At 40.2% G+C, this 22,782-nt stretch carries 17 protein-coding genes and 1 pseudogene; 2 read left to right on the top strand and 16 right to left on the bottom strand.

All coding sequences use genetic code 11. The features are described 5' to 3' along the window. The 9 genes from FWE23_05130 to FWE23_05090 all read right to left on the bottom strand — a co-directional run bounded on the left by FWE23_05130 (position 1) and on the right by FWE23_05090 (position 11,020). The gene (locus FWE23_05130) at positions 1 to 1,134 is read right to left on the bottom strand and encodes a sigma-70 family RNA polymerase sigma factor (GenBank protein MCL2844817.1); all 1,134 of its coding nucleotides are present in this window, start codon (positions 1,132 to 1,134) and stop codon (positions 1 to 3) included. Then, positions 1,131 to 2,936: a DNA primase gene (dnaG, locus tag FWE23_05125; protein ID MCL2844816.1), complete on the bottom strand. Its 1,806-nt coding sequence runs from the start codon at positions 2,934 to 2,936 to the stop codon at positions 1,131 to 1,133. Before dnaG ends, FWE23_05130 begins: the two co-directional genes overlap by 4 nt. Then, on the bottom strand, positions 2,909 to 3,346 hold the full coding sequence (locus tag FWE23_05120) for a hypothetical protein (GenBank protein MCL2844815.1): 438 nt from the start codon (positions 3,344 to 3,346) through the stop codon (positions 2,909 to 2,911). Before FWE23_05120 ends, dnaG begins: the two co-directional genes overlap by 28 nt. Positions 3,347 to 3,348: 2 nt before the next feature. Then, positions 3,349 to 4,695 (bottom strand): diadenylate cyclase, encoded by a 1,347-nt coding sequence (locus FWE23_05115; GenBank protein ID MCL2844814.1) that lies wholly within the window; start codon positions 4,693 to 4,695, stop codon positions 3,349 to 3,351. 1 nt (position 4,696) lies between these two features. Then, positions 4,697 to 5,839, bottom strand: coding sequence for a 1-acyl-sn-glycerol-3-phosphate acyltransferase (locus FWE23_05110; GenBank protein ID MCL2844813.1), 1,143 nt, complete (start codon positions 5,837 to 5,839; stop codon positions 4,697 to 4,699). Between the two features lie 194 nt (positions 5,840 to 6,033). Continuing rightward, a complete protein-coding gene (locus FWE23_05105; GenBank protein ID MCL2844812.1) occupies positions 6,034 to 9,009 on the bottom strand; it encodes a leucine-rich repeat domain-containing protein in 2,976 nt (991 codons plus the stop codon). A 460-nt stretch (positions 9,010 to 9,469) separates the two neighbouring features. Continuing rightward, positions 9,470 to 9,976, bottom strand: coding sequence for a hypothetical protein (locus FWE23_05100; GenBank protein MCL2844811.1), 507 nt, complete (start codon positions 9,974 to 9,976; stop codon positions 9,470 to 9,472). A gap of 1 nt (position 9,977) precedes the next feature. After that, positions 9,978 to 10,301 (bottom strand): hypothetical protein, encoded by a 324-nt coding sequence (locus FWE23_05095; GenBank protein ID MCL2844810.1) that lies wholly within the window; start codon positions 10,299 to 10,301, stop codon positions 9,978 to 9,980. 23 nt (positions 10,302 to 10,324) lie between these two features. Beyond that, positions 10,325 to 11,020, bottom strand: a complete 696-nt coding sequence (locus tag FWE23_05090; GenBank protein MCL2844809.1) for an FRG domain-containing protein — start codon at positions 11,018 to 11,020, stop codon at positions 10,325 to 10,327. A 330-nt stretch (positions 11,021 to 11,350) separates the two neighbouring features. On the opposite strand from FWE23_05090, the gene FWE23_05085 reads away from it, so the two are divergent. Then, positions 11,351 to 11,494 (top strand): hypothetical protein, encoded by a 144-nt coding sequence (locus tag FWE23_05085; protein MCL2844808.1) that lies wholly within the window; start codon positions 11,351 to 11,353, stop codon positions 11,492 to 11,494. 126 nt (positions 11,495 to 11,620) lie between these two features. Here FWE23_05085 and rpsA read toward each other — a convergent pair whose 3' ends face one another. Together rpsA and cmk are read right to left on the bottom strand one after the other, a co-directional pair. Beyond that, on the bottom strand, positions 11,621 to 13,417 hold the full coding sequence (rpsA, locus tag FWE23_05080) for a 30S ribosomal protein S1 (protein ID MCL2844807.1): 1,797 nt from the start codon (positions 13,415 to 13,417) through the stop codon (positions 11,621 to 11,623). A gap of 45 nt (positions 13,418 to 13,462) precedes the next feature. Next, entirely contained in the window at positions 13,463 to 14,164 is a 702-nt protein-coding gene (cmk, locus tag FWE23_05075; protein ID MCL2844806.1) for a (d)CMP kinase, read from the bottom strand. 160 nt (positions 14,165 to 14,324) lie between these two features. Here cmk and FWE23_05070 point away from each other — a divergent pair, with 160 nt between their 5' ends. Beyond that, positions 14,325 to 15,647, top strand: a complete 1,323-nt coding sequence (locus FWE23_05070) for an AAA family ATPase (protein ID MCL2844805.1) — start codon at positions 14,325 to 14,327, stop codon at positions 15,645 to 15,647. Between the two features lie 533 nt (positions 15,648 to 16,180). Here the strand turns inward: FWE23_05070 and FWE23_05065 are convergent. The 5 genes and pseudogenes from FWE23_05065 to FWE23_05045 form a co-directional block, all read right to left on the bottom strand. Next, complete coding sequence (locus FWE23_05065; GenBank protein ID MCL2844804.1) at positions 16,181 to 16,957, bottom strand: hypothetical protein; 777 nt, start codon at positions 16,955 to 16,957, stop codon at positions 16,181 to 16,183. Between the two features lie 446 nt (positions 16,958 to 17,403). After that, a pseudogene (locus tag FWE23_05060) lies at positions 17,404 to 18,023 on the bottom strand (virulence RhuM family protein). An 8-nt stretch (positions 18,024 to 18,031) separates the two neighbouring features. Further along, complete coding sequence (gene uvrA / locus FWE23_05055) at positions 18,032 to 20,845, bottom strand: excinuclease ABC subunit UvrA (protein MCL2844803.1); 2,814 nt, start codon at positions 20,843 to 20,845, stop codon at positions 18,032 to 18,034. A 116-nt stretch (positions 20,846 to 20,961) separates the two neighbouring features. Further along, positions 20,962 to 21,177, bottom strand: a complete 216-nt coding sequence (locus FWE23_05050) for a hypothetical protein (protein ID MCL2844802.1) — start codon at positions 21,175 to 21,177, stop codon at positions 20,962 to 20,964. 317 nt (positions 21,178 to 21,494) lie between these two features. Next, positions 21,495 to 22,505, bottom strand: a complete 1,011-nt coding sequence (locus FWE23_05045; protein ID MCL2844801.1) for a virulence RhuM family protein — start codon at positions 22,503 to 22,505, stop codon at positions 21,495 to 21,497. Positions 22,506 to 22,782: the final 277 nt, after the last annotated feature.

The raw sequence follows: 22,782 nt of genomic DNA, 5'->3' as shown, positions 1-22,782 counted from the left end.
TCAGCGATATTCTTTTATCAGCGTGTTTTGGCGCTTTTTCATTTGTTCTAACGAATTATCTATAATCTGCCGCACTCTTTCGCGTGATATTTCGAACATAGTTCCTATTTGCGCCATATTCATCGGCTCTTTGTCGGGCGATAAACCGAAGTAGAGTATCAGCATTTGCCTCTCTCTTTCGGGAATTTCGCACAGCATTTTGTCTATGTTTTCTTTAAGCACTCTCTGCGCCAAAATGTTGAAAGGGTCGTTTGTTTGCTCGTCAGCTTTTTCTAAATCGTTAAAACAAATACCTGCAAATTCGTTGGATTGACTTAGTTCGCCGAAATCATAAGCCAAAAGCGCCATTATATGTTTTTCTTTTAAGCCAAGTTCTTCTGCAATTTCGTAAACAGACGGGTTTTCGCCTTTTTGCGCCTTGTATCTTTCCTCAAAAATCGAAATTTTATGTAATTGTGTGGATGTCTTTGCAGGTACATAAACACCCTTCTTAAAAGAATTTACCGCTGTCCAAATTTGCCTTCGGATATACCAAACCGCCCAAGACGAAAATTTAATTCCTCGCTCGCAGTCAAAGCTTTCGACCGCGTCTATAAGTCCTATATTTCCCTCCTGAATTATGTCGCTTATGTCTAAAATTCCTTTGTGTGCGGCGCTGTATTCCTTTGCAATACTGAAAACAAGGCGGATGTTTGCCTCTATTATTTCACGTTTATATGTGGAATATTCTTCTTTCATACTATTACGTTTTGCTTGTGCGCTTTCGCTGATTTCAGTGTTTTCGGAGTCGTATTTCAAAATTTCATTGCGTGCGTAAGTCATTTTTTGGAATAATTCTTTTTCTTTTTGCGGAGTTAAAATAGAAGTGTTTCCTTTTTCGTCAATTCGGGTTGTCAGAGAGAAAGAAGTCCTTTTTTTATCGTGATATACAGCTGTTCTGTATCCGAATTTTGGTGTTGGAGTGCGCAAAAAAACGTTTATCTCAACGCCTGCGTCCGTCAATTTTTGGCGCAAAATATTTTCATCATTCTCAACATTGTCGGCTATTTCTTCTATTTGCGAAATGCCCACAAAACCTTGCAATTTTGCGTATTTCAACAAATGTTCTAATTTTTCGTCAATACTCAAACTCATTTTAACTCCGTTTTTTTCTTTTGCAGGGCAGCGATTTCTTTTTGATTTTTTGCTAACTTTGCAAGCATATTTATTCTTTTTTCTTCGTCGCTCTCTTCTCTTATCAGGTCTTTTAAGCGTTCGTTTTTCTTTTGCAGGTCAATTTTTCGCAATCTGTTTAACTTAATATTTACCTGTTCTCTCGCCTCATCTTCGTTTTGCACGCCGCTTTCTTCGCTTGTCAATGTAAGCAAAAACGCTGTTTCCTGACCGTATAAATTTTCATTTCTGAGGAAGTTGTCCTTGTCAAGATTACCGCGCTTCATAAGTAAAAATAATCTGTTTACAAGGGCTTCGCAAAATAAATCGTCTTCTGTTTCGTTTTTTATTTCAGCAAGAATGTTTGGGTAGCAAAAAAGAAGTTGCAATATTCTACCTTCTTCAGTATAAAAAACACGCTTGTTTTCGTCCTGAAAGTTGAAGTTTTCAGATGTGGACGCGGGCGCGGCAGTGTTTGGGTTCTTTGGCAAATTGTAAATACTGCGCTTAATTTCGGTAGGGGCGATTTTCCACCGCATCGAAATATTTGTGATAAAATCCGACAGAATAATTTCGTTTTTAATCTCTGCAAGCATTGGTGTTATGTCTTTGAGCGCCTTGCTTTTTCCGACGGGAGTGGCAACGTTTCGTTCTTTTTCTATTTGCTCTACACAAAAAGAAAATCCGTCCTGCGAATGTTTTACGAGTTCTGAAAATGCGTCTTTTCCGTTCTTTCGCACAAAATCGTCGGGGTCTTGGTTGTTTGGAATTAAAACGTGGCGCACATCGATTTCTAGAGGCAGAAGTTTTTCTATAATCTTTTTTGCGCCGTTTATTCCTGCTTTGTCGCCGTCAAAAACAACTATGGCTTTTTGGCATACTCTGCTCAAAAAAACAGCGTGTTCTTGCGAAAAACTTGTTCCGCAGGGGGCGATGGCGTTTTTTATTCCGTTCTGATAGAGCGAAATCATATCCATATAACCCTCTACCAAAATCGCGGTTTTTTCGGCTTTAATTTCGTTCTGCGCCTGATAATATCCGTAAAAAATTCGGCTTTTGTCGTAAAGCGGCGAGTTTGAAGAGTTCAGATATTTCGGCATTTCGTCGCCCATTGCCCGCCCGCCGAAAGCAACGGGTCTGCCCGAAGTGTCGAATATCGGAAAAATTGCGCGGTTTCTGAAAAAATCATAAACGCCCCATTCACTCTTTTTTATAAGCGAGGCTTCTATAAGCAAATTTTCGTCAAATTTGGCTCTTCTCGCCGCCGAAAGTAGTGCGTCGTAAGAGTTTGGAGCAAATCCGAGGCGAAATTCTTTGGCAGTTTCTCCCGAAATGCCGCGGCTCTTAAAGTATTCTTTGGCAAACGCACTTTTTTTCATTTCGTCGTAGAAAAAATTGGCGGCAAATTCACTCGCTTTAAGCAGAGTAAAACGATTAGAAGTCGAGGTGTATTCGTCCCCTTCTTTTTTGCTGTTTTCTATATTCCACGGAATTCCGTACTCGCTTGCGAGAGATTTCAATGCTTCCGTAAACGAAAAACCCTCTTTTTCCATAAGAAAATTAAAAATATCGCCGCCTTTTTGGCAACCGAAACAGTAGTACATTCCACCGTTTCCTGTGTCGGGACTGACAGAAAATGACGGTGATTTTTCGTTGTGAAAAGGGCATAAACCCATATAGGAATTTCCTGATTTTTTAAGCGGAACATAACGCTCTATCGTAGATACGATGTCCGCTCTTTTCAGGATTTCTTCTTTTATTCTTGCGTATCCGTCTGATTGCACGGACGTTCTTCCTCTTTATTTTTTTCTTCTTTGGTTTTTACGGGAACGGCAAAAAGTATTATAAGCAAAATTATTGTTGCCGCCGCAATTCCCAAAAATAAACCTGTTTCAATTCTTCTGTTTTCGCTTTCTCGGTCGGGGGCTATAATTTTCAACATAGTTTCGTTTTTCCGTGAATAACCGCTGTTGCGAACAACTCTTTCCAAATTGTTGGGGTCTTCCTTTATTCCTCGCAATATGTTTTGAAGCGAATCTTTTTCGGCGATTTTGCTTTTCATTATGCTTTTTGTTTGCGCTCTGTCAAAAAAAATCGCTCTGATAGGTCTTGCACTGACGACTGCTACCGCGATAATTGCTACCGCGATAATAAGTTTGAAAACGAGAACTCTTTTCTTCATTTTCAGCTTCATTCTTACAGTCCGCCTTGTTTAGAAAGTGTCAAAACAGTTGAGCCGTTTTTGAAAACCGTAACTTGTCCTGTGGATTCCGAAGTGACAATCGCTATGGCGTTGGTACAGACGGTAATTCCAGCCGCCGCCGCGTGCCGCGCTCCCAATCCGCTCAAAAGTTCGGGTATCATTCCCGTGTCGGGGAAAGTGGGGTTCAGATATGTTCCCGCCGAAATCACTACGCCGCCTCCATCGACCACAAACGCGCCGTCGATGCTGGCAAATTCTTTTATAGTTTCTTCTATTGCGGGGTCGAGCACATTTCGCTCGCTCTTTTTGTAGCCCTTAAACGGATTTATTATGAGTTGCGTTATGTGGTCATCCACATTTTCACTGTCGCCCAAAACAAAAATTGTGCCTATCGACCTGCCCTCGCGCCCCTCAAGTCCGATTTCGGTTGCAAGTCCCAAGACCCGCTCCAAAACTTCGGGCTTTACGTCGGGCGGAGTAAGCGAGCGCGTGTGTGTGAAGAAAAAGTCAAATTCTTTGTCTATATCGACTACCGAAATAAGATTAAATACATCTTTTCCCGGAGCTCCTGCAATGCAAACGACAGTGTCTTCGCGCGCTATTAAATTTCGAGAGAGGGCGAGCATTATTCCGATTTTTATCTGACCCATTCCACTCGCCTTTCCTGCCGGCGCCTGCACAAAATCGTAATCTATCAGGTTTTCGGGAAATCTGCTTCTGTTTGCCGTTATAATTATTATTTGCTTGCGGATACGGATATTTCTGAGAAATTCCACATCTTGTTTAGCGTCGGCAAAAATCAAAATCGCTTTTGCGTTTATTTCACGGGCAAGGGCTGCGGCAGATGATAAAAGCGGCTCTTTTGTTGTCTTTTTTTCGCCGTCTTCTTCTTCGTTTTTTTCACGGAAAAGTTCCGAAATAGTGTCTGTTTCCTCGCTTTTTACAGCGGCGTTAATCGTAATATCCTTAAAAAATGTTGCGATGTCTGCGGTTAATTCTATAACTTTTTCCTCGCTGACATTTTTATTTATAAGAACCACCACTAAAATATTTACTTTTGCTTTTCGGGCGGCGTCATAACTTATTCCTTCGCAATTTCGGGCGACCATTATTGCAAAATCGTTTTCTATGGTGGCGGTTGCTTTTACAATGGCTACGCCTTGCCCTACAAAAGAAGACACGTTGTCTTCGCGCTCCAAAATTTCGTCGATAATCGGCTTGTATTTCGCAATCTTTGCTTTTTTGCACATTCTTTTGACAACAAAGTCCAACGCTTCGTCTTTGAAGTCGCTGTCCACGTCCAGAATAATGTCGCTTATCAAATAATTACGAAATGCCATATTACGCCTCGCTCTGTTTTTCGTAATATTCTATTGCTGATTCCAAAAACGCCGCAAAATAATCGAGACGATTTTTTCTTTTTAAGCGAACGTGATAAATCCCGCCTGTAGCTCCGTTTTCTTTGAGCTGTGAAATTCCCGTTCTGAGGATTTGCTTAGTGTCCATATTGCTCAAAGCATCCACGCAAAACGACATTTTTTTGATTTGGGTCAGCATTTTTTCGACCTGCTCTTCCCTTAAGCCTTTTCGTCCGTATTTTTTGAAGAGATACGCCGTAATATTCAGCGGAAGTATCGGGAAAATTTCGTAAAAGCGTTTTTCAAGCCAAGTTGCGCAATCGTTTATGGCGTCTTTGTTTGCCGCAATCGCCGTTTTTCCCTCTGCGCGATATTTGCTCTCGACGTCGGTAATACTCGATAATGCGACAGGTTTTCCTACGTTAAGATATATGTCAGTCTTTTTTTTGAAAATCCAATCGCCCAAAAACACTTTTATGTCCGCCCAATAATAAAGAATACTCCCCAAAGTTTTAGTGAATACATTTTCGGAATTATCGCGTATTTTTTTTGCCTTAAAAAGCAAATCGAATGCACGGATGTCGGGAAGGTTTGTGTAATTTATACCGCAAGGCAGGTAGTAAATAGGTTGCTTCGGATTTTCTTTCTGCGCCAAAACGCCCGCCGAAATTATGCCCGACTTTATATCGCCCATCTTTCCGTTATAACTTCGTCCGCCTTCGGGAAACACTATAACAGTATCGCCGTTTGCAACTATCATTTTTACTTTATGGGTAAGTTGCATTAAATAAGTTCTTTGCGACGATTTTCCGCGATAAACCGAGAACGCGCCGACCGAGCGAAACAAACTTCCCAGAAACGGTATGCGAGTAAGATTGTCGCCCGCGGCAAATCGAATTTGAGACGCGCCGAATTCGGGAATTTTCAATCCCAGAACAAGATAGTCCAAATGGCTTCTGTGCGCGCAACAAGCAAGCAAATGAGTTTTCGGCATATCTTTTACATTCTTTTCATTTAAGACAATAATGTTATTGACTGTTCTTTTCATAAATCCTACGAATTTTTCTCGTTTAGCTTTCAAATTTCGCGCGTATTTTCGCTTTTTTTCTATAACTTCTTCGCTCATACAACCTTTTCCCGTTTTCGGTTTAATAAAGTTTTACATTAAATTAACACAGTAAAATAATTTAATCCACACGTCTCGTGCAACAATAAATAAATTTTCCTGTTTATATTCTGCAAATAATGCTATCTGGATAAATAAAAAAGGGCGAAGTATTTCTCTTCGCCCTTGAAAAAACGTGTTAAAAAAACATTTTTCTACCTGTTCACGCCGATTCTTGCCGAATATCGGTACACCTTTCCGCTGATACCTGTCGCCTCCACCACCACCAAATACGTGCCGTTGGCGACAAACCTGCCTGAGGGGTTGGTCAAATTCCAAATGATTGCGTTATCGACGGCGTTTTGTATGGGCGGGTTTGATACGAAGTGGAGACCCTGTCTCCCAACCCGCCCGTACGCAGCGGTTTCCGTGAATACGACATTGCCCAAATTATCCAAAATTCGCAAGGTTATTGTTGCTTGTTCGGGAGTTCGGATAAAGATTACCGCAGAATCGGAGACGGGATTTTCTTCGAGGATAATGCCGTATTGGCGGTTTTCCGTTTCGCGGGGGCGGATTGAATTAGGTCTGCAAATCATACAATTTTCATCATTGCAAGAGTGTGGCTCGTTGCAGTCGCTTCTGCCGCAAGTGCGGGGGTAATTTCCGCATTTGGGATTGCAAATATTGCAATATGTACCACCGCAAGGTTGCGGAGCGATTGGACGGGTTTCGTAATGACCGCAAGTTGCAAAGCGTGAACATTCTCGGCGCTCTAAGCCTGCAGTGTTGCAAGTTGCAGGAGTTATTGTCGTCCAAGTTTCGAGAAAACTGTGGTTAAGAGTAGGAATGACTTCAATTTCTCTGTCTTGTATACTATGCGTACGGCAGATCCTTATTCTTTCTCTGCTTCCTGCCAGAACACAACTTGCCATAACGGTTGTTCTCCATTCACTCCATTCGCTCCAATCATAGATTAGAGCAACAATATTTCCGAAATCTTGCCAAATAGGCGCCATTCTGTAAGCAACTAAACTCTCATATGGAACAAAAAGTGTTGCACTTGCTATATCTAAGTCTAAAAACACATCTTGGCTAATACGTTGCGGAGATTCTGCCGTGTTTCTAACTAAAGTTAAAGATGTTCCCCAAAATGCACGATATTCAATATCTGCCACTGAACTGGGAATAGTTATTTCCGTCAAACCTGTATTTGCAAAAGCCATAGCCCCAATCCTTGTTACTGAATTAGGAATAACTACTTCTGTTAACTCTGATAAATTGCGAAAAGCATTACTAGGAATTACTTTTACACTGTCACCGATATTTACTTGAATAATTGCAGGTATATTACTTTCGCCTTCACCCCATACCAAATTCATAGCTTCAACCATGTTTTTTGAGTTAAAGTTTACTATTCTCAGACCTGTACGAACAAATGCATAAGGCGCAATACTTGTTACAGAATTACCGATAGTAATCTCTTTTAAATTAGTGGCACCGTCGAACGCACCATTTCCAATAGTCGTCACTGAATTGGGAATCGAGACTTCTGTCAAATTAGTATTCGCGAATGCACTATTACCAATATCTATTACAGAGTTGGGAATTGTAATTTCTGTTAAATTAGTGGCACCGTCGAACGCCCTACTTCCAATAGTCGTCACTGAATTGGGAATAACTATTTCATTTATCCCTCGTAGATCCACAAAAGCATTAGCTGGGATTACCGTTACATTGTCTCCGATATTGATGGTGGTTATACTTGTATTGAATAGCTCTGAAACATGGTTAGAAATACGCCACACATTACCCGCCATATTGGTAATATTTTCTGCATTAAAATTTACAGTTGTTAAGTTTGGCGTGCCACGAAACGCGGCGTATCCAATGGTTGTTACTGAATTTGGAATGGTGATTTCGGTTAATCCAGTATTCTCAAACGCAAAGTTTTCTATGGTTGTTACCGAATTACCAAGTATGACTTCTTGTAAACTGTTTACCCCTCTAAAAATACTTGGTATTGTAGTTACTTCGTCGCCGAAATTAACTCGTGCTATACTATTAGCCCCCGAAAACATACCCCAACCAACACTTGTTAAGTTAGCATTAAAATATACCGTTTTTAAACTAGTGTTATTTGCAAATGCTTCCCGCCCGATACTTGTTACTGAATTGGGAATGGAGACATCTGTCAAATTTGTATTCGCGAATGCACTATTACCAATATCTATTACAGAGTTGGGAATTGTAATTTCTGTTAAATTTGTATTCGCGAATGCACTATTACCAATATCTATTACAGAGTTGGGAATTGTAATTTCTGTTAAATTTGTATTACTAAAAGCCATATCTTCTATAGAAGATACTGAATTACCTATTGTTGCTTTAGTTAAACCAGTCATCTCGAACGCCCTACTGCCAATACTAACCACTGAATTTGGGATTATGATTTCTGTTAAGTTGGTTAGCCTACTGAAAGCAGAACCAGGGATTCTTGTCACTTGGTCGCCGATATTAACTTGCGTTATGCTGTTGCTACCTGAAAATAATAATCTATTGTGAGCAATATTTACAGCATTAAAATTTACCGTTGTTAAATTTGGCATACTCGCAAACGCGCGATCGCCAATACTAGTCACCGAATTTGGTATGGTTACTTCTGTTAATAAGGTAGCAGCCTCGAATGCCATAGTTCCAATAGTGTTTACCGAATTTGGTATGGTTACTTCTGTTAATAAGGTAGCAGCCTCGAATGCTATAGTTCCAATAGTGTTTACCGAATTAGGAATAACGTAAGCGCCTTGTCGACCATTAGGAAATCTCATCAGAGTGTCTCTCTCTTTACTAAATAAAACGCCATCATAAGAACTTAGTGCAATATTTTGAGCATCTACGCTAATATAAGTTAAATTAGGTAATCTCAACAGTTCTCTTACTGGTCTCGTTGCTACTTGAGCACCAATATTAAGCCGTGTTAAATTAGGGGTATTACCAAATGCTTCCCATCCAAAACTAACATTATCGGCATTTAAGTTTAATGTTGTCAAGTTAGTGTTGCCCAAAAATGCGGACCGTTCAATACGTGTCACTGAGTTTGGAATGGTTATTTCCTTTAAATTGCTACCTGAAAAAGCTCCAACCCCAATAGTTATTACAGAGTTTGGGATAACCACAGAAGTCAAAGGCATAGTCCAATTGTTAAGAGTGGCAAAAGCATAGTCTCCAATAGTCATTACAGAGTTTGGGATAACTACAGAAGTTAAGTTGGTGCCGAAAAACGCATAGTTTCCAATAGTTTGAACAGAGTTCCCAATAGATATTTCTCTTAATCCGCGATGATCACTAAAAGCATTTACCCCTATGCTTGTTACGTCATTTTGTATAATCGCGGAAGAAAAAATATGTGAATTCCAAGGTGCAGTTTCCTGAAAGTTATAATTAGGCATCTTTCCATCACCGCGAATAGTAAGCACATAATTGTGAATATTCCATTCAATATCGCCATCCTGCGACCAAACCTCATCGCCAACACCTGCACACACCACACTTGCGAAAACCATCACCGCCAATAAAAACACTTTAATCTTAACCATACCAACCTCTTTTTTCTGCGTTTTTTAACGCTGTTAAATTTTTGTTTTTTTTATCTTACACCCTCAACCACTTTTCGTTTATATCAACAATGTTTTTATACTTCGACGCAACACCAAATTTACCTTCGTGTCCTTTAACAACATCAATGATATAATCTCTATACTCCGCTTTCCAGTCTTTCTCTATCAAATATTCGTTTTTTATACAAAAACATAATCTGTCAATAGAGTTAAACCAGTTTTCAAGAGCCGCATTAATGCGACTTTTATAGACGTTTTTAAGATTATCAGTCAGTTTTCCCGCATTTTTAAGTTTTTCATACTCGAAGCCCACCTCATCTACCTTTTCTTTTCTGATATTCATTTCTGTTTCTAACGACAGAATGTTGGTCAATACAGTGTTTTTCAATTGCAAATTAGCATTCCTTAATTCACTATTACCGTTCTCCAGTTGTTTCTTTAATTGAGGAATCTGACATACCGCAACTAAAGCTGCTAATATGCCTCCAATACTAGCAATAATTGAGGCTATAGCCATTATCCACTCGGCTGTATTTGGCATATTACTCTCCTCCTTTTAGTTCTTTCAAAATATCCACGGAAGTTTTGACAGTTTCTTCTGACGACTGTGCTTCTACCAAAAATCTACTACGTTTTTTTACTCTTGCCTTTTGAGAACAGTGATATGCGATTGCTGCACTGTGTTTTTTCTTGGCTTTTCTAACAGATTTGGCATTGTCTGCAACAAAAGCAACCTTTTCATGTTCAACAATGTCTGATTCCTTTGAGATTGTGTTAATTTGCGAAGAATATGCGATGCGACAACTTGCTTTTACTGATCGTCTTAATCTTGCATTGTTTTTGATTTCCTTTTTTTCATTTTTCATACCACGCTCCTTTTTCTGTTTTTTTACGATTCTTTTTCCCAACGATAAGAAAATAGCGTAATATCCTTGCATAAGCCGCCCAAATCAGGGAAAATAGTTTTATAATCTACTCCGTATCTTATAATTGAGTCCATTAATTCCTCCCGACAATCCTCTTTTATTACTATCTTGCAAATGTCGTTTGTATTACACCCATAATTATCTAACGGGTGAATCGTAAAAACGCTGGATTGTGTAATAACCCGTTCTGTAAAATATGGCGGCTGATAAATATAGTATTGGGTTTTATTTATTTTGTCGCTAAGATTAAATGGATTAATATCCATATTTATTAAATTTTCATAATTCCAAGAGACATACACACATCTATCTACCCCCTTTTCCTTTTCTTCAATCGCAAAAAAGAGCGCAATCAACGGATTATAAGTCCAATCCATTAATTTTGTTGGTAATCCGTAATGTTGCGCTAGCGCAAGCCATTCCCAATCATTGGAAGGAAGAACCGTTTTAATATATGCAATCGCTGATTTTTTGAACATGTTAAACAATCTTTTCTCTACTAATTTTAATCGTTCGGCTTTTGATCCATCTCTGCAAATAGACGGAATAAGTTCATAATTAACGTCCGATAAGCCACGAAATATCAGAGATTTTTTGCGCCTTAATTTTTGAATCGCTTGATGAAACTCGCTAAAAGAATTCACTGTAATTTCTCCCATTTAACAACCTCTCTTTACTAATTTATATTGTTATAAACCAACTTTCCAAGCTTAACGCAGAAAAACAGCAAGGCTGTTCTGCCGAAATTCTTATTTCGCCAAAAATTGAGAATTATACCTTATCGTTTTAGTTGAAAAAACAGCCAGTCAGGCAGAACAACCCCAAAGGATTATTTCGCTGACTATCTCTACAGATAGACAAATACAACTAATAACGAAAAATAAGGATAAAAATCCCTACTAATCTCAATTTTTGGCAGAGGTAATATACGATATTCCCACAGCAACCTGCGGAAAAATCTTGAAAATGTAAAAAATACACGAAAACGTGTGAAAAAAGGCGCAAAGATAATCTTTGCGCCGATGGTTGGTTTTGTGGGATTTAGTGATTTTTTGTTGAGTTTCTCCACGGCAAAGCAAAAGGACATTTTAGCGGCTAAACATACGAGTAATAAGATTATGCTTGAGGGGTGAATTTGGTGTTTTGTGGTTTGGCGAAATTATCAAAAAAAACGAGGCGCAGAAATTCTCCTGCGCCTCTTAAAAGACCGATATACGGTCTGATTATTCTTCAGTTTAAGCTATTACGCCTCAACTTTCTTAGTCCTCGTCGTCATCGTCTGCTTCCAAAGCGTTTCTTGCCGCTTCTTCGTCAGCGCGGATTTTTTCCAAAGTCAAGCCTTTTTTAATTGGGTGCGCGGCTTTGAACTTTTCGAGTTCGCCTGCGTTTCCTTTGAAATATTCTGCTATCGAAAGTACGATTTTTTGTCCGTCCAAGTCAAATTCGATAACTTCTGCGGGAACTTTGTCGCCGATTGAGAAAATAAGCGCGGGGTGTTCCACCTGCGAGCCGATTTCTTTTGTCGGAATGTTGCCTTCTACGCCGTCTTCAAATTCAACAACAATACCTCTGTCAAGAATTCTGACGATTTTGCCTTCGCATTTTGTGCCGATATTGTATTTTTTCGCCAAATCGTTCCACGGGTCTTCGGTAAGTTGTTTGATACCCAAAGAAATTCTGTGTTTGTCTTCGTCGATGTCGATAACTTTAACTTCGATTTCCTGACCTTTTTTGAACACTTCGCCCGGATTAAGGATTTTCTTTATCCAAGAAATATCCGAAATATGAATGAGACCGTCAATTCCGTCTTTAAGCTCGACAAAGGCGCCGAATGCCGCAAGATTTCTGATTTTGCCTTTCATTATTTTGCCAATCGGGAACTCGTCGCGCACACCTTTCCACGGGTCTTCCATAAGTTGTTTGAGACCGAGTGAAATTTTGTTTGCTTCCTTGTCGATTTTAAGAACGACAGCCTTAACAATGTCGCCAACCGAAACGATTTTCGACGGGTGTTTAATGTGCTGTGTCCAAGACATTTCGGAAATGTGGATAAGTCCTTCTATGCCTTTTTCGAGCTCCATAAATGCGCCGTATTCTGTTACCGAAACGATTTTTCCGCTAACGTGCGAGTTTTCTGGGAACTTGTCGTCAATGTCTTTCCAAGGGTGGTCTTGAAGTTGCTTAAGACCAAGCGAAATTCTGTCTTTTTCTTCGTTGAAATCCAAAACCATAACATCGACTTCTTGGTGAAGCTGAAGAAGATTTTTCGGGTCGTTCACTCTGCCCCACGACATATCTGTAATGTGAAGGAGACCATCTACGCCGCCCAAATCGATAAATACACCAAAATCGGTAATGTTTTTAACGATACCTTTTCTGACCTGACCTTTTTCGATTTTTGCGATAACTTCACCGCGTTGCTTATCGCGCTCTTCTTCCAAAAGCGCCCTGCGTGAAACAACGATATTTCTGCGAGTTTTGTTCACTTTAATTACGCGCAAGTCGAAAGTTTTGCCCAAAATAGAATCCAAGTCGGGGATTTGGCGCAAGTCGATTTGCGAGCCGGGAAGGAATGCATCCACACCAAACAAGTCAACGGCAATTCCGCCTTTAACTCTTTTTGTAAGTTTACCTTGAACGATTTCTTTGTTATCGTGCGCTTCGTTAATTCTGTCCCAAACGCGCAAGAAGTCTGCACGAGATTTTGACAGCACCAAATTTCCGTCGCTGTCTTCAAGTTTTTCGACATAAACTTCGATGTCGTCGCCGACTTTGAGGTCTTCCAAGTTGCGGAATTCAGCAGTAGAAACCGCTCCGTCGGATTTATATCCGATACCCACATATACGTCTTTGTCGTTGATTTGAAGGATTTTTCCTTTCACGATTTCGCCGGGAACAATATCAACTACCGAGCCGATTTCGTCGCCTTTTGTTTTGTACTCGTTCAAAATACGAGTGATTTCTTCCGTGCTGTGAAAGCCTTCTTCGAATTCTTTCAAGTCCACATTGTTGCCATTTGCGTCAACTGCTTTTAAAACTTTTTTGGTTTTAGCCATAATAGGCGCTCTCCAATTTTTGGTTAAGGTTAATAGTAAAAAATATCAAAAACTCTCTTTTTCTTTTGCCAATGCAATAATTTTCTCCACCTGTTCGTCAAATTTCAAGTTCGAAGTGTCAATTACTATTGCGTCTTCTGGCTTTGTCATCGGTGAATTTGCGCGCGAGCTGTCTTTTTTGTCTCTCGTTTCAATATCCGCCGCAATTTCTTCAACCGTTTTTTTAATCCCCAATTTTTCAAAATCCATTTGTCTTCTTTGGGCTCTTGTCGCTACGTCTGCAATCATATAAATTTTAAGTTCCGCTCCCGTAAAAACAACAGTTCCCATATCGCGTCCTTCGGCTATGGAATTTTTGCCCTTTGCGATTTCTCGCTGTTGCTCCACAAGCAATTCACGCACAATTTTTACCGCGCAGTAATCGGAAACGTTCTTTGTAATTTCATCAGACCTAATAGCCTCCGACACATCTTCGCCGTCCATAATCACTCTTACATTAGGAACAACGCCCTCAAATTCGATTTTGGTATTTCGCGTCAATTCACCCATTTTGTCTTCGTCGGTAAACGCAACATTCTCACGCAACGCTTTTAACGTAATAACACGATACATCGCCCCTGTGTCAATACATTGAAAACCGATTTTCTCGGCTATTGCCTTAGAAGTGCTGGTCTTCCCGCTTCCCGCAGGTCCGTCGATGGTAATAATCACTAAAAAATCTCCAAAAAATCCCAAAATGTGCGGCATAAAATACATTATGCCGAAAGTGGATAGGGGAAAATTAAATAAAAATAAACTATTTCGCGTTTTGCCTTGACTTTTTGCAGTAATTGTATTATATTTACCCTGACTTTTTGTGTATATTTGATGAAATTCACCTTGACTTTTTGTAGAAACAGGAGGAGTTATGATAGAAAACACTTATTTTGAACGAAAAATCGACGTGGTTTTACGCTCTTGGGCTGATGAGAAAAATAGAAAGCCGCTACTTTTACGAGGCGCTCGTCAGGTTGGTAAATCGTCTGCTGTTCGCAATTTGGCAAAATCGTTCAAAACATATATCGAAGTAAATTTTGACGACGATAAAGCTGTCCATATACTTTTTGAGCAGTTTAATTCACCGCAAGAAATTTGTGAACAGCTATCTTTGTTCTATAAGAAAGAAATCACGGCAGGGCAAACACTTGTGTTTTTTGATGAAATACAAAGTTGTCCTGCGGCTTTGGCAAAGTTGAGATACTTCTATGAAAAATACCAAGAGTTGCATTTGATAGCCGCAGGTTCTCTGCTGGAATTCGCCATAGAAGAAATGCCGTCTTTCGCAGTTGGAAGAATACGTTCGTTGTTTCTGTATCCTTTTTCGTTTGAAGAATTTATGTTCGCAAAAAAAGAAAAAATGCTTGTTGAAGCTTACAGAAAGGCAAGTTCGCAAAAACCGCTTTCCGATATTATACACAACGAATTAAAAAAAATATTCAAGATTTTTCTTATTACCGGCGGAATGCCCGAAGCAATTGCAAAATATATTGCAACAAACAGTTTGCTTGAAAGTCAGACAGTAATTGACGATTTGATAACCACATTCAGAAGCGATTTTGCAAAATACAAAAAAAGAATGTCCGGCATTCATATCGAAAATGTATTTGAATCGGTTGCCAATCAAATTGACTCTAAGTTTGTTTATGAAAAGGTCTCAAATTTGAATAACAACCAAGTAAAACAATCTCTTGAATTATTGATAATGGCGGGACTTGTAATTCCTGTTGTGCATAGTTCGGCAAATGGTATTCCTTTGGGCGCAGAAGCAAATTACAAGCGAAGAAAAATGTTGCTTTTAGACACGGGAATGTTTTTGCGAATGCTTGGATTTGACTCTTCCCAAATAATTATAGCACAAGATTTTAAGACCATAAATATGGGCGCTTTGGCAGAAATGTTTGTCGGTTTGGAAATACTTAAAGCGTCATCGTGTCATATACCGTGTCAATTATATTGTTGGCACAGAGAAAAAAAACAAAGCAATGCGCAAGTCGATTATCTTATACAAAAGAACAACAATATTATTCCGATAGAGGTAAAATCGGGAAGCAAAGGCGCGATGCCGAGTTTGCGATTATTTATGGAAGAGAAAAAAAGCGCGCTTGGAATAAGAACTTCTATCGAAAATTTCGGTCGGATTGATAATGTCGAAATTTATCCGTTATACGCTATTTCAAATCTGCTTCAATAATACCAAATAGGTCGATTCCCCCCCCCTCCGCAAACAAACAAATGAGACGAGAAAAACCTCGTCCCCTTTAAGTAAACTGCTAAACGTAGCCGTTCTCAGTCATCGTCGCCGCAATCATTTGGATCCCACAAGTCCCACGCCATTCCGCAATGTTCTCTGCTCATACCGTCTCGCGCGCCAAAGGTCGATGAACTCGCTTCTTGTGAATCCACAGTGAAAGTGAGGAAAAAAATAAAAAATATATTTATTTAATAATATTACCAAGCAAACTATATTCTAACGCGCTCGGCTACCCCTGCCGTGGCGATAGATAATCGTTAATAATTAAAAAAAACCACAAAAACAACTAATGAAAAAACGACGGTGTCAGGCAGATAGGCGATTTTGCACGATTATTGTAATTCAACCACCCTGCCCAACCGACCGTTTGAGACGCAAGCATTGCGTCTCTACGGAAGAAAAAATACAAAAAAGGGCAGTCTCTTTTGAGGCTACCCGATTAAAAAACTGCTTATAAAAAAAACAGTTGTCAATCAAAAATGCATCAACGAGAAAAAATCTTTGAATTCTTCAGCGTCAATACTAAAGGTTCTGCCACCGCTGTTTATAGTTAACGAACCGCCAAGTACTTTGAAATCGTCAGTGTAATCATTGGTTATATAACTATAGCCCCAAGTTTGTCTTATGTGAACATTGTTGTAAGTAATACTTCCTTCAAATGCACCGTTAAATCGAAGCGTTCCGTTAACTTTGTCTTCTAATGTATCACCCCAGCCTGTTTCGTTTTCATAGCCATTATCTAAAAATGCAGCACCTAATGCGCCGCCAAGAAATAGGTTGCCGTTATGTGAAAAGTTAAAGAATCTTGCCATACCCGTGCCGTTAGCATTCCACTCTTCGCCGTTAGCAGTTTCTTTATATCTCATATTATACGTCCAAACGATATCAATTCGTCCACTATAATCTCCTAGCTCTGTTTCTTCGCCACTATCAGAATAGACAGGGCTCCAAGACCTTGCAGTTCTGTCAGAGTTTGTAGCCCCTAATCTTGCTCTTCTGTTAGTATTAACAGATCTTGCTTTGTTCGTAGAGTTTTGTTCAGGCGAGTAGTAGCCACCACTTGCCATCATCATACTGAACGCTTCGGCAAAATCGTTTAAGTTGCTTTCATTTACTACCACATTTGGTGCAGTAGGACGCGCTGTTAATTCTCCACCTGTCGCATTGGGGACTGAAGGCAATCCTAAAGCAGTATCACCACCGCCTTTGTCGTTGTCTGAACAGCCTACAAACAACGCTACACTAATCAATAAACCTAATAACCAAAACGCTTTTTTCATAAAACGTCCTCCTTAAAAAATTAAAGTTAAAAAAAACACTAAATACCCAAAAGCGCAAAGAGTTGGCCTTGCGCTCAAATTTATAAAAAAAATTCTGAAAAATTATTTTTCGCTTAGAAGCGAGACAGCGAGACAGCGAGACAGCGAGACAGCGAGACAGCGAGACAGCGAGACAGCGAGACAGCGAGACAGCGAGACAGCGAGAATATATACAAATGTATATAGTATAAAATACGTTTTGTCCATCGCAAAAGTCAAGTGTTTACAAGTGTTTAGCCCATTTTTTGCCATTTTGCCCATCTTTATTATTTTTTTATCGGCATCAATTTTCTGTTCGCAAATATAATATTTGGCACAATGAAAGTGAGGGGAAAAATCAAAAATATATATTATTTAATAATACCAAATTGTTTAATCTACTCCAATTCTTTCAAGACCCTGTCAAAATCCGACTGAAATAACTTGTCTTGAATTGGGCGATATTTCTCAAATTCGTTTTCTGCGTGTTGTTTTGCCAATGCGGCTGTAATTGAGCCTGTATCTTCCAAAATATCTTTGCCGTTTGCCTGTAAAATTAAGTCCAAGTGTTTAGCCCAATCCGCCATTGTCAGCGGAACGCGCCGTTTTCCATTCTTTTGCGGTCGATTATATAGCCGCGAAGAGTAAAGTCGCGCAAAACGGTAGTCGCCCATTGACGAAACGCAGTTGCCCGAGCGGAATTTACCCGATAACCGACAGCGATAATCGCGTCGAGATTGTAGTGTTTTATGTTATATTTTTTGCCGTCTGAGGCAGTTGCTAAATAAATTTTAGCAACTGAATTTTCATCAAGTTCGCCGTCTTTAAATATGTTTTTAAGATGAACAAGTATGTTTTCAGGTGTTGTTTCAAACAGCATCCCCAAACTTTTTTGAGAAAGCCAAACGCTTCCGTCTTGAACGCGGACTTCTACGTCGTCGCCTTTTGATTGATAGGCAAAAGTTAAAAATTCCGCAGTGCTGTTGCGAATTACTATTTCTTGTTTTTTATTATTCATTTTTGTTTTCACCCCAAATACTTCCCCGTCGTGCTCGCCATATTCCCCGCGATTTCTTCGGGAGTACCCACGGCGACTACTCGACCGCCTTTGCCGCCGCCTTCGGGACCGAGGTCTATTATCCAATCGGCGCTTTTTATTACGTCTAAATTGTGCTCTATAACCACCACCGAATTGCCCATATCTACCAATTCTTGCAATACGCGCATAAGCATTTTTACGTCTTCAAAGTGAAGTCCTGTTGTGGGCTCGTCCAGAATGTAAATCGTTTTTCCCGTTGCGGGGCGGTTTAGTTCGGAGGCGAGTTTTATGCGTTGCGCTTCGCCGCCGGAAAGCGTTGTCGCGGGCTGTCCCAAATGAATATAGCCAAGTCCTACGCGGGACAAAACTTCGACTTTTTTGCGCAAAGAGGGGAGCGCCTGAAAAAATTCCAACGCTTCGTCAACCGTCATTTCCAATACGTCGGCAATGCTTTTTTCTTTGAATTTTACCGCCAATGTGTCGCGGTTGTAGCGTTTTCCGCGGCATTCCGAACACTCCACAAAAACGTCGGGCAAAAAGTGCATTTCAATCTTGCTTACGCCGTCGCCCTGACACGCTTCGCAACGCCCGCCTTTTACATTAAAGGAAAAGCGCCCTTTGTCGTAGCCGCGAATTTTGCTTTCGGGAAGCGAGCCGTATAAATCGCGAATAAGGTCGAATAATTTTGTGTATGTCGCGGGATTGGAACGCGGTGTGCGCCCGATTGCCGACTGGTCTATGTTTATAACTTTGTCCAAAAACTGCATTCCCTCGATTTTTTCGTGCTCCAAGGGGTGCTCTTTTGCTTTGTGCAGGAATTTTGACAGCGCAGGATAAAGCGTGTGGTTTATGAGCGTGGATTTTCCGCTTCCCGAAACGCCAGTAATGACCGTAAGCGTCCCAAGCGGAATTTCGGCGTTTACGTTTTTGAGATTGTTGCCGCTCGCGTTAATTATTTTAATGGAATTGCCGTTTCCTGTCCTTCGCTCTTTCGGAAATTCTATTTTCAGCCGCCCCGACAAATAGCCGCCCGTAAGCGAATTCGGGTTTGCCATAACCTCGGCGGGAGTGCCTGCCGCGACAATTTCGCCGCCGTGTCTGCCTGCTCGCGGTCCTATATCGATTAAATAATCGGCGGATTTCAGCGTTTCTTCGTCGTGTTCTACAACAACAACCGTGTTTCCTAAGTCCCGAAGCGACAAAAGCGTGCTCAAAAGTTTGGAATTATCGCGCGGGTGAAGTCCAATGCTCGGCTCGTCCAAAATATAGGTTACCCCCGTAAGCCGCGACCCGATTTGCGTGGCAAGCCGTATGCGCTGTGCTTCGCCGCCCGAGAGAGTTTGCGCCATTCTGTCTAATGTCAAATATCCAAGCCCGACATTTACCAAAAATCCGAGCCGCGAATTTATTTCACGCAAAATCTGCTTGGCGATAAATTGTTGTCGTTCGTCCAAATTAAGATTATCGAAGAAAATTTTTACGTCATCGACGCTTTTGTGCAACAATTCGCCGATATTCATCGCCGGAGACGAATTTTTCGCCCCTACGTTGCCGCCGATTAAAACCGAAAGCGACTCCTTGTTAAGTCGAAATCCGCCGCAATCGGGGCAAGTTTTTTGAATCATAAAACCCTCAATCCACTCGCGAATTGCGCCAGATTCGGTCTCTTTGTAGCGCCTGTGCAGGTTTGGAATTACCCCTTCAAAAGGCTTGTTGCTCCACGAAGTTTTTATGTTTTTGGAACCGCTTCCGTGCAAAATAATGTTTCTCTGCGCTTCGGTTAAATCGTTCCAGCTCGCTTTTCTGTCTATGTTGTATGTATCGCAAAGCCCATAAAAAATCTGCCGATTATAACTCGCCGCATAACTAATTCCGTTCCAAGAAGCAATAGAATGCACAAGCTGGTTTTTTTTGCTCGTGATAACCAAATCCAAGTCGAAATCATTGACAAATCCAAGCCCGCTGCAACTCTGGCACGCGCCGAAAGGTGTATTGAACGAAAAATTTCGCGGCAAAATTTCGGCATAACTTATTCCGCAGTCGGGGCAGGCAAGATTTTCGGAAAAAAGCACGCGTTCGCCATTTTTATCCACAATTAAACTCGCGTTGCAGGAGTGTTTAAGCGCGGTTTCGACCGAGTCGGTGAGGCGGTGTCCGATGTCTTTTTTCATTACCAATCTATCGACAATGACCTCTATCGTGTGTTTTTGCTGTTTGTTGAGCGTAATTTCGTCTTCGAGCATTTTGGTTTCGCCGTCGATTACCGCCCTTACAAAGCCGTTTTCGCGCAGGTGTTTTATGATGTCGATGTGTTCGCCCTTTTTTCCTATTATAATAGGGGAGAGCAATTGGATTTTTGTTCCTTCCTCAAAAGAAAGAATTGCGTCGCACATTTCCTGCACGGTTTGATTGCTTATCGGCTTTCCGCAATTATAGCAATGCGGCTCGCCTATGCTTCCGTAAAGCAGGCGCAAATAATCGTGAATTTCGGTGATGGTTGCCACGGTAGAGCGCGGATTGTGCCCGCCCGTTTTTTGCTCAATTGAAATCGCGGGAGAAAGCCCTTCGATACTGTCCACGTCGGGTTTTTCCATAAGCCCCAAAAACTGCCGCGCGTATGCAGACAAACTTTCGACATAGCGGCGTTGTCCTTCCGAATAAAGCGTATCAAACGCAAGCGACGACTTTCCGCTCCCCGAAAGCCCCGAAATCACGGTAAAACTATTCCGCGGAATTTCCACGTCAATGTTTTTAAGATTGTGTACCCGAGCGCCCTTGATGACTATGTTTTTCTGTTCCATATTTCCTCTTTTTTGGTTTTATGCTTCAAAAATACTAAATGCCAAAATAAAAGGGGTGAGAAATTTTCCCGCCCCTATGATTTCTGATTTTATTTAATAACTTTTTTGCAGTAAACTTAATTTAGTTTAACGAGTTCAAAAGACATCCCGAAAGTTGCTGCGGATAATGCTATTTTTCCGTTGGAATAAGTCCCGAGTTCAAACCACGTTCCTCCTTCTCCAAACATTATTTTACTTCCTTCGATTTTATAATCTGCAGCTTCTTCATCGTAGTCTCTTTCACCGGTTTCATCATCAAGGAAATACATTTTGTTGGCAGTGAATTCAAACATATAAAATCTTTCTCCAAAAATTTCCACTCCCCATTTGCCAACAACGTTGATACTATTACTGCTACTGCCTTTGTCGGAAAGACGTGTATGCTACAACTCCAAACAGAACGACCATAAGTCGTTTTGTTGCAACATACAAAAAAATCACGCTTTTTCAAGCGTTAAAAATCAAACAAATTGACAAAGTTTTACAGAAAAACTTCACCAATTCATTCTTTGTGGTTATCTGGAAAATAATATTTGCTTGTTGTAAAAATGTTGTTTTTGGGCAAAATTGCAAAAAATACCAAACATCTTCATTGCCGACTGCCGAGGCGTTAATTTTTGTTTTCTAACAATTTATAAGTTGCTCGAATGGTTTCAAGAAAATCTTGCTCGACTTGAGTTAATTCGTTTTTTGTTTTTTCTCTGTAAATATCATACTCGTTGTTTGCGTGTTCAACTGCAAATTCGCGGCTGACGCTTCCTGCGTTCTGCAAAATATTTTCGTCGTTGTTTTTTAAGAATGTGTCAAGTTTGACAACCCAGTCTTTCATATACATCACTTCTTCTTTCTGCGCTTGACGTTCCGCGTAATCAAGATACATCGAAGTTATTAAATTTAACGCCTTAATTTCTTTTTCGTTTAGATAGTTTTTTGCGATAATTGCCTCATTTTTTGTTGGTTTTTTGCCCTTAAAGGCGGTTAATCCCATAAACGGTAATTCGGAACTTGCGCGTTCGACTATTAATTCGGCGGCAGTTTTTCCGTGTGCCGCATAGTGCATTTTATTTTGCACCAACTTAAAAAACTCGATTGAAGTTTCGGATTTTGGGTCATAATCAACGCTTGTGGCGTATATATCCAAAATTTGACGATAAAAAACCTTCTCGCTTGAACGAATATCCCTAATTCGGCTAATCAATTCCTTAAAATAATTCCCGCCGCCCGCTTCTTTCAGCAGTTCGTCGTTCATTGCAAAACCTTTGCGGATATATTCTTTTAATATTTCGGTCGCCCATTTTCTAAAAAGAATGCCGTTTTGTGAATTTACACGATAGCCGATAGAAATAATCATATCCAAGTTATAGAACTCTATGTCCCGCATAACTTGCCTTGTGCCTTCGGTTTGAACTGTTGCAAAATTTGCAACAGTTGCTTTTTTGTCAAGTTCGCCGTCTTCAAATATGTTTTTTATGTGTCTTGATACAGTCGATTTATCACGTCCGAAAATTTGTGCGATTTTATCGAGCGGCAACCAAACATTATCGTTGTTAAGTAAAACTTCAACCTTTGTTTGCCCGTCTTCGCTTTGATAAATAATAATTTCATTTTTGTTTTTTGTCATTTATTTTCCTTTTTTTAAGAAAAATAATATTTGCCTCTCTGTATAATGTATTTTCTTCCCGTTATTTGAAACAAAAAAAATGGATTACTTGGATAATGGGGAGCATATGGGGTTATACGACGATTTTATAAATGGTGAAAAATTAGTTTTCATAAAAATTAGAGAAAACTATACAGTGAAGAAGTTTTTTTGTGGTGTTAAATTACTATTTGCCGTTTTTTGTTCTTAATTTTCTACAAATTTCACACAAAATACCTCACATTTTCATTTAATACCG

The sequence above is a fragment of the Chitinivibrionia bacterium genome (assembly GCA_009779925.1).
GTDB lineage: Bacteria > Fibrobacterota > Chitinivibrionia > Chitinivibrionales > Chitinivibrionaceae > WRFX01.
This window is presented reverse-complemented; position numbering and strand designations above follow the sequence as displayed.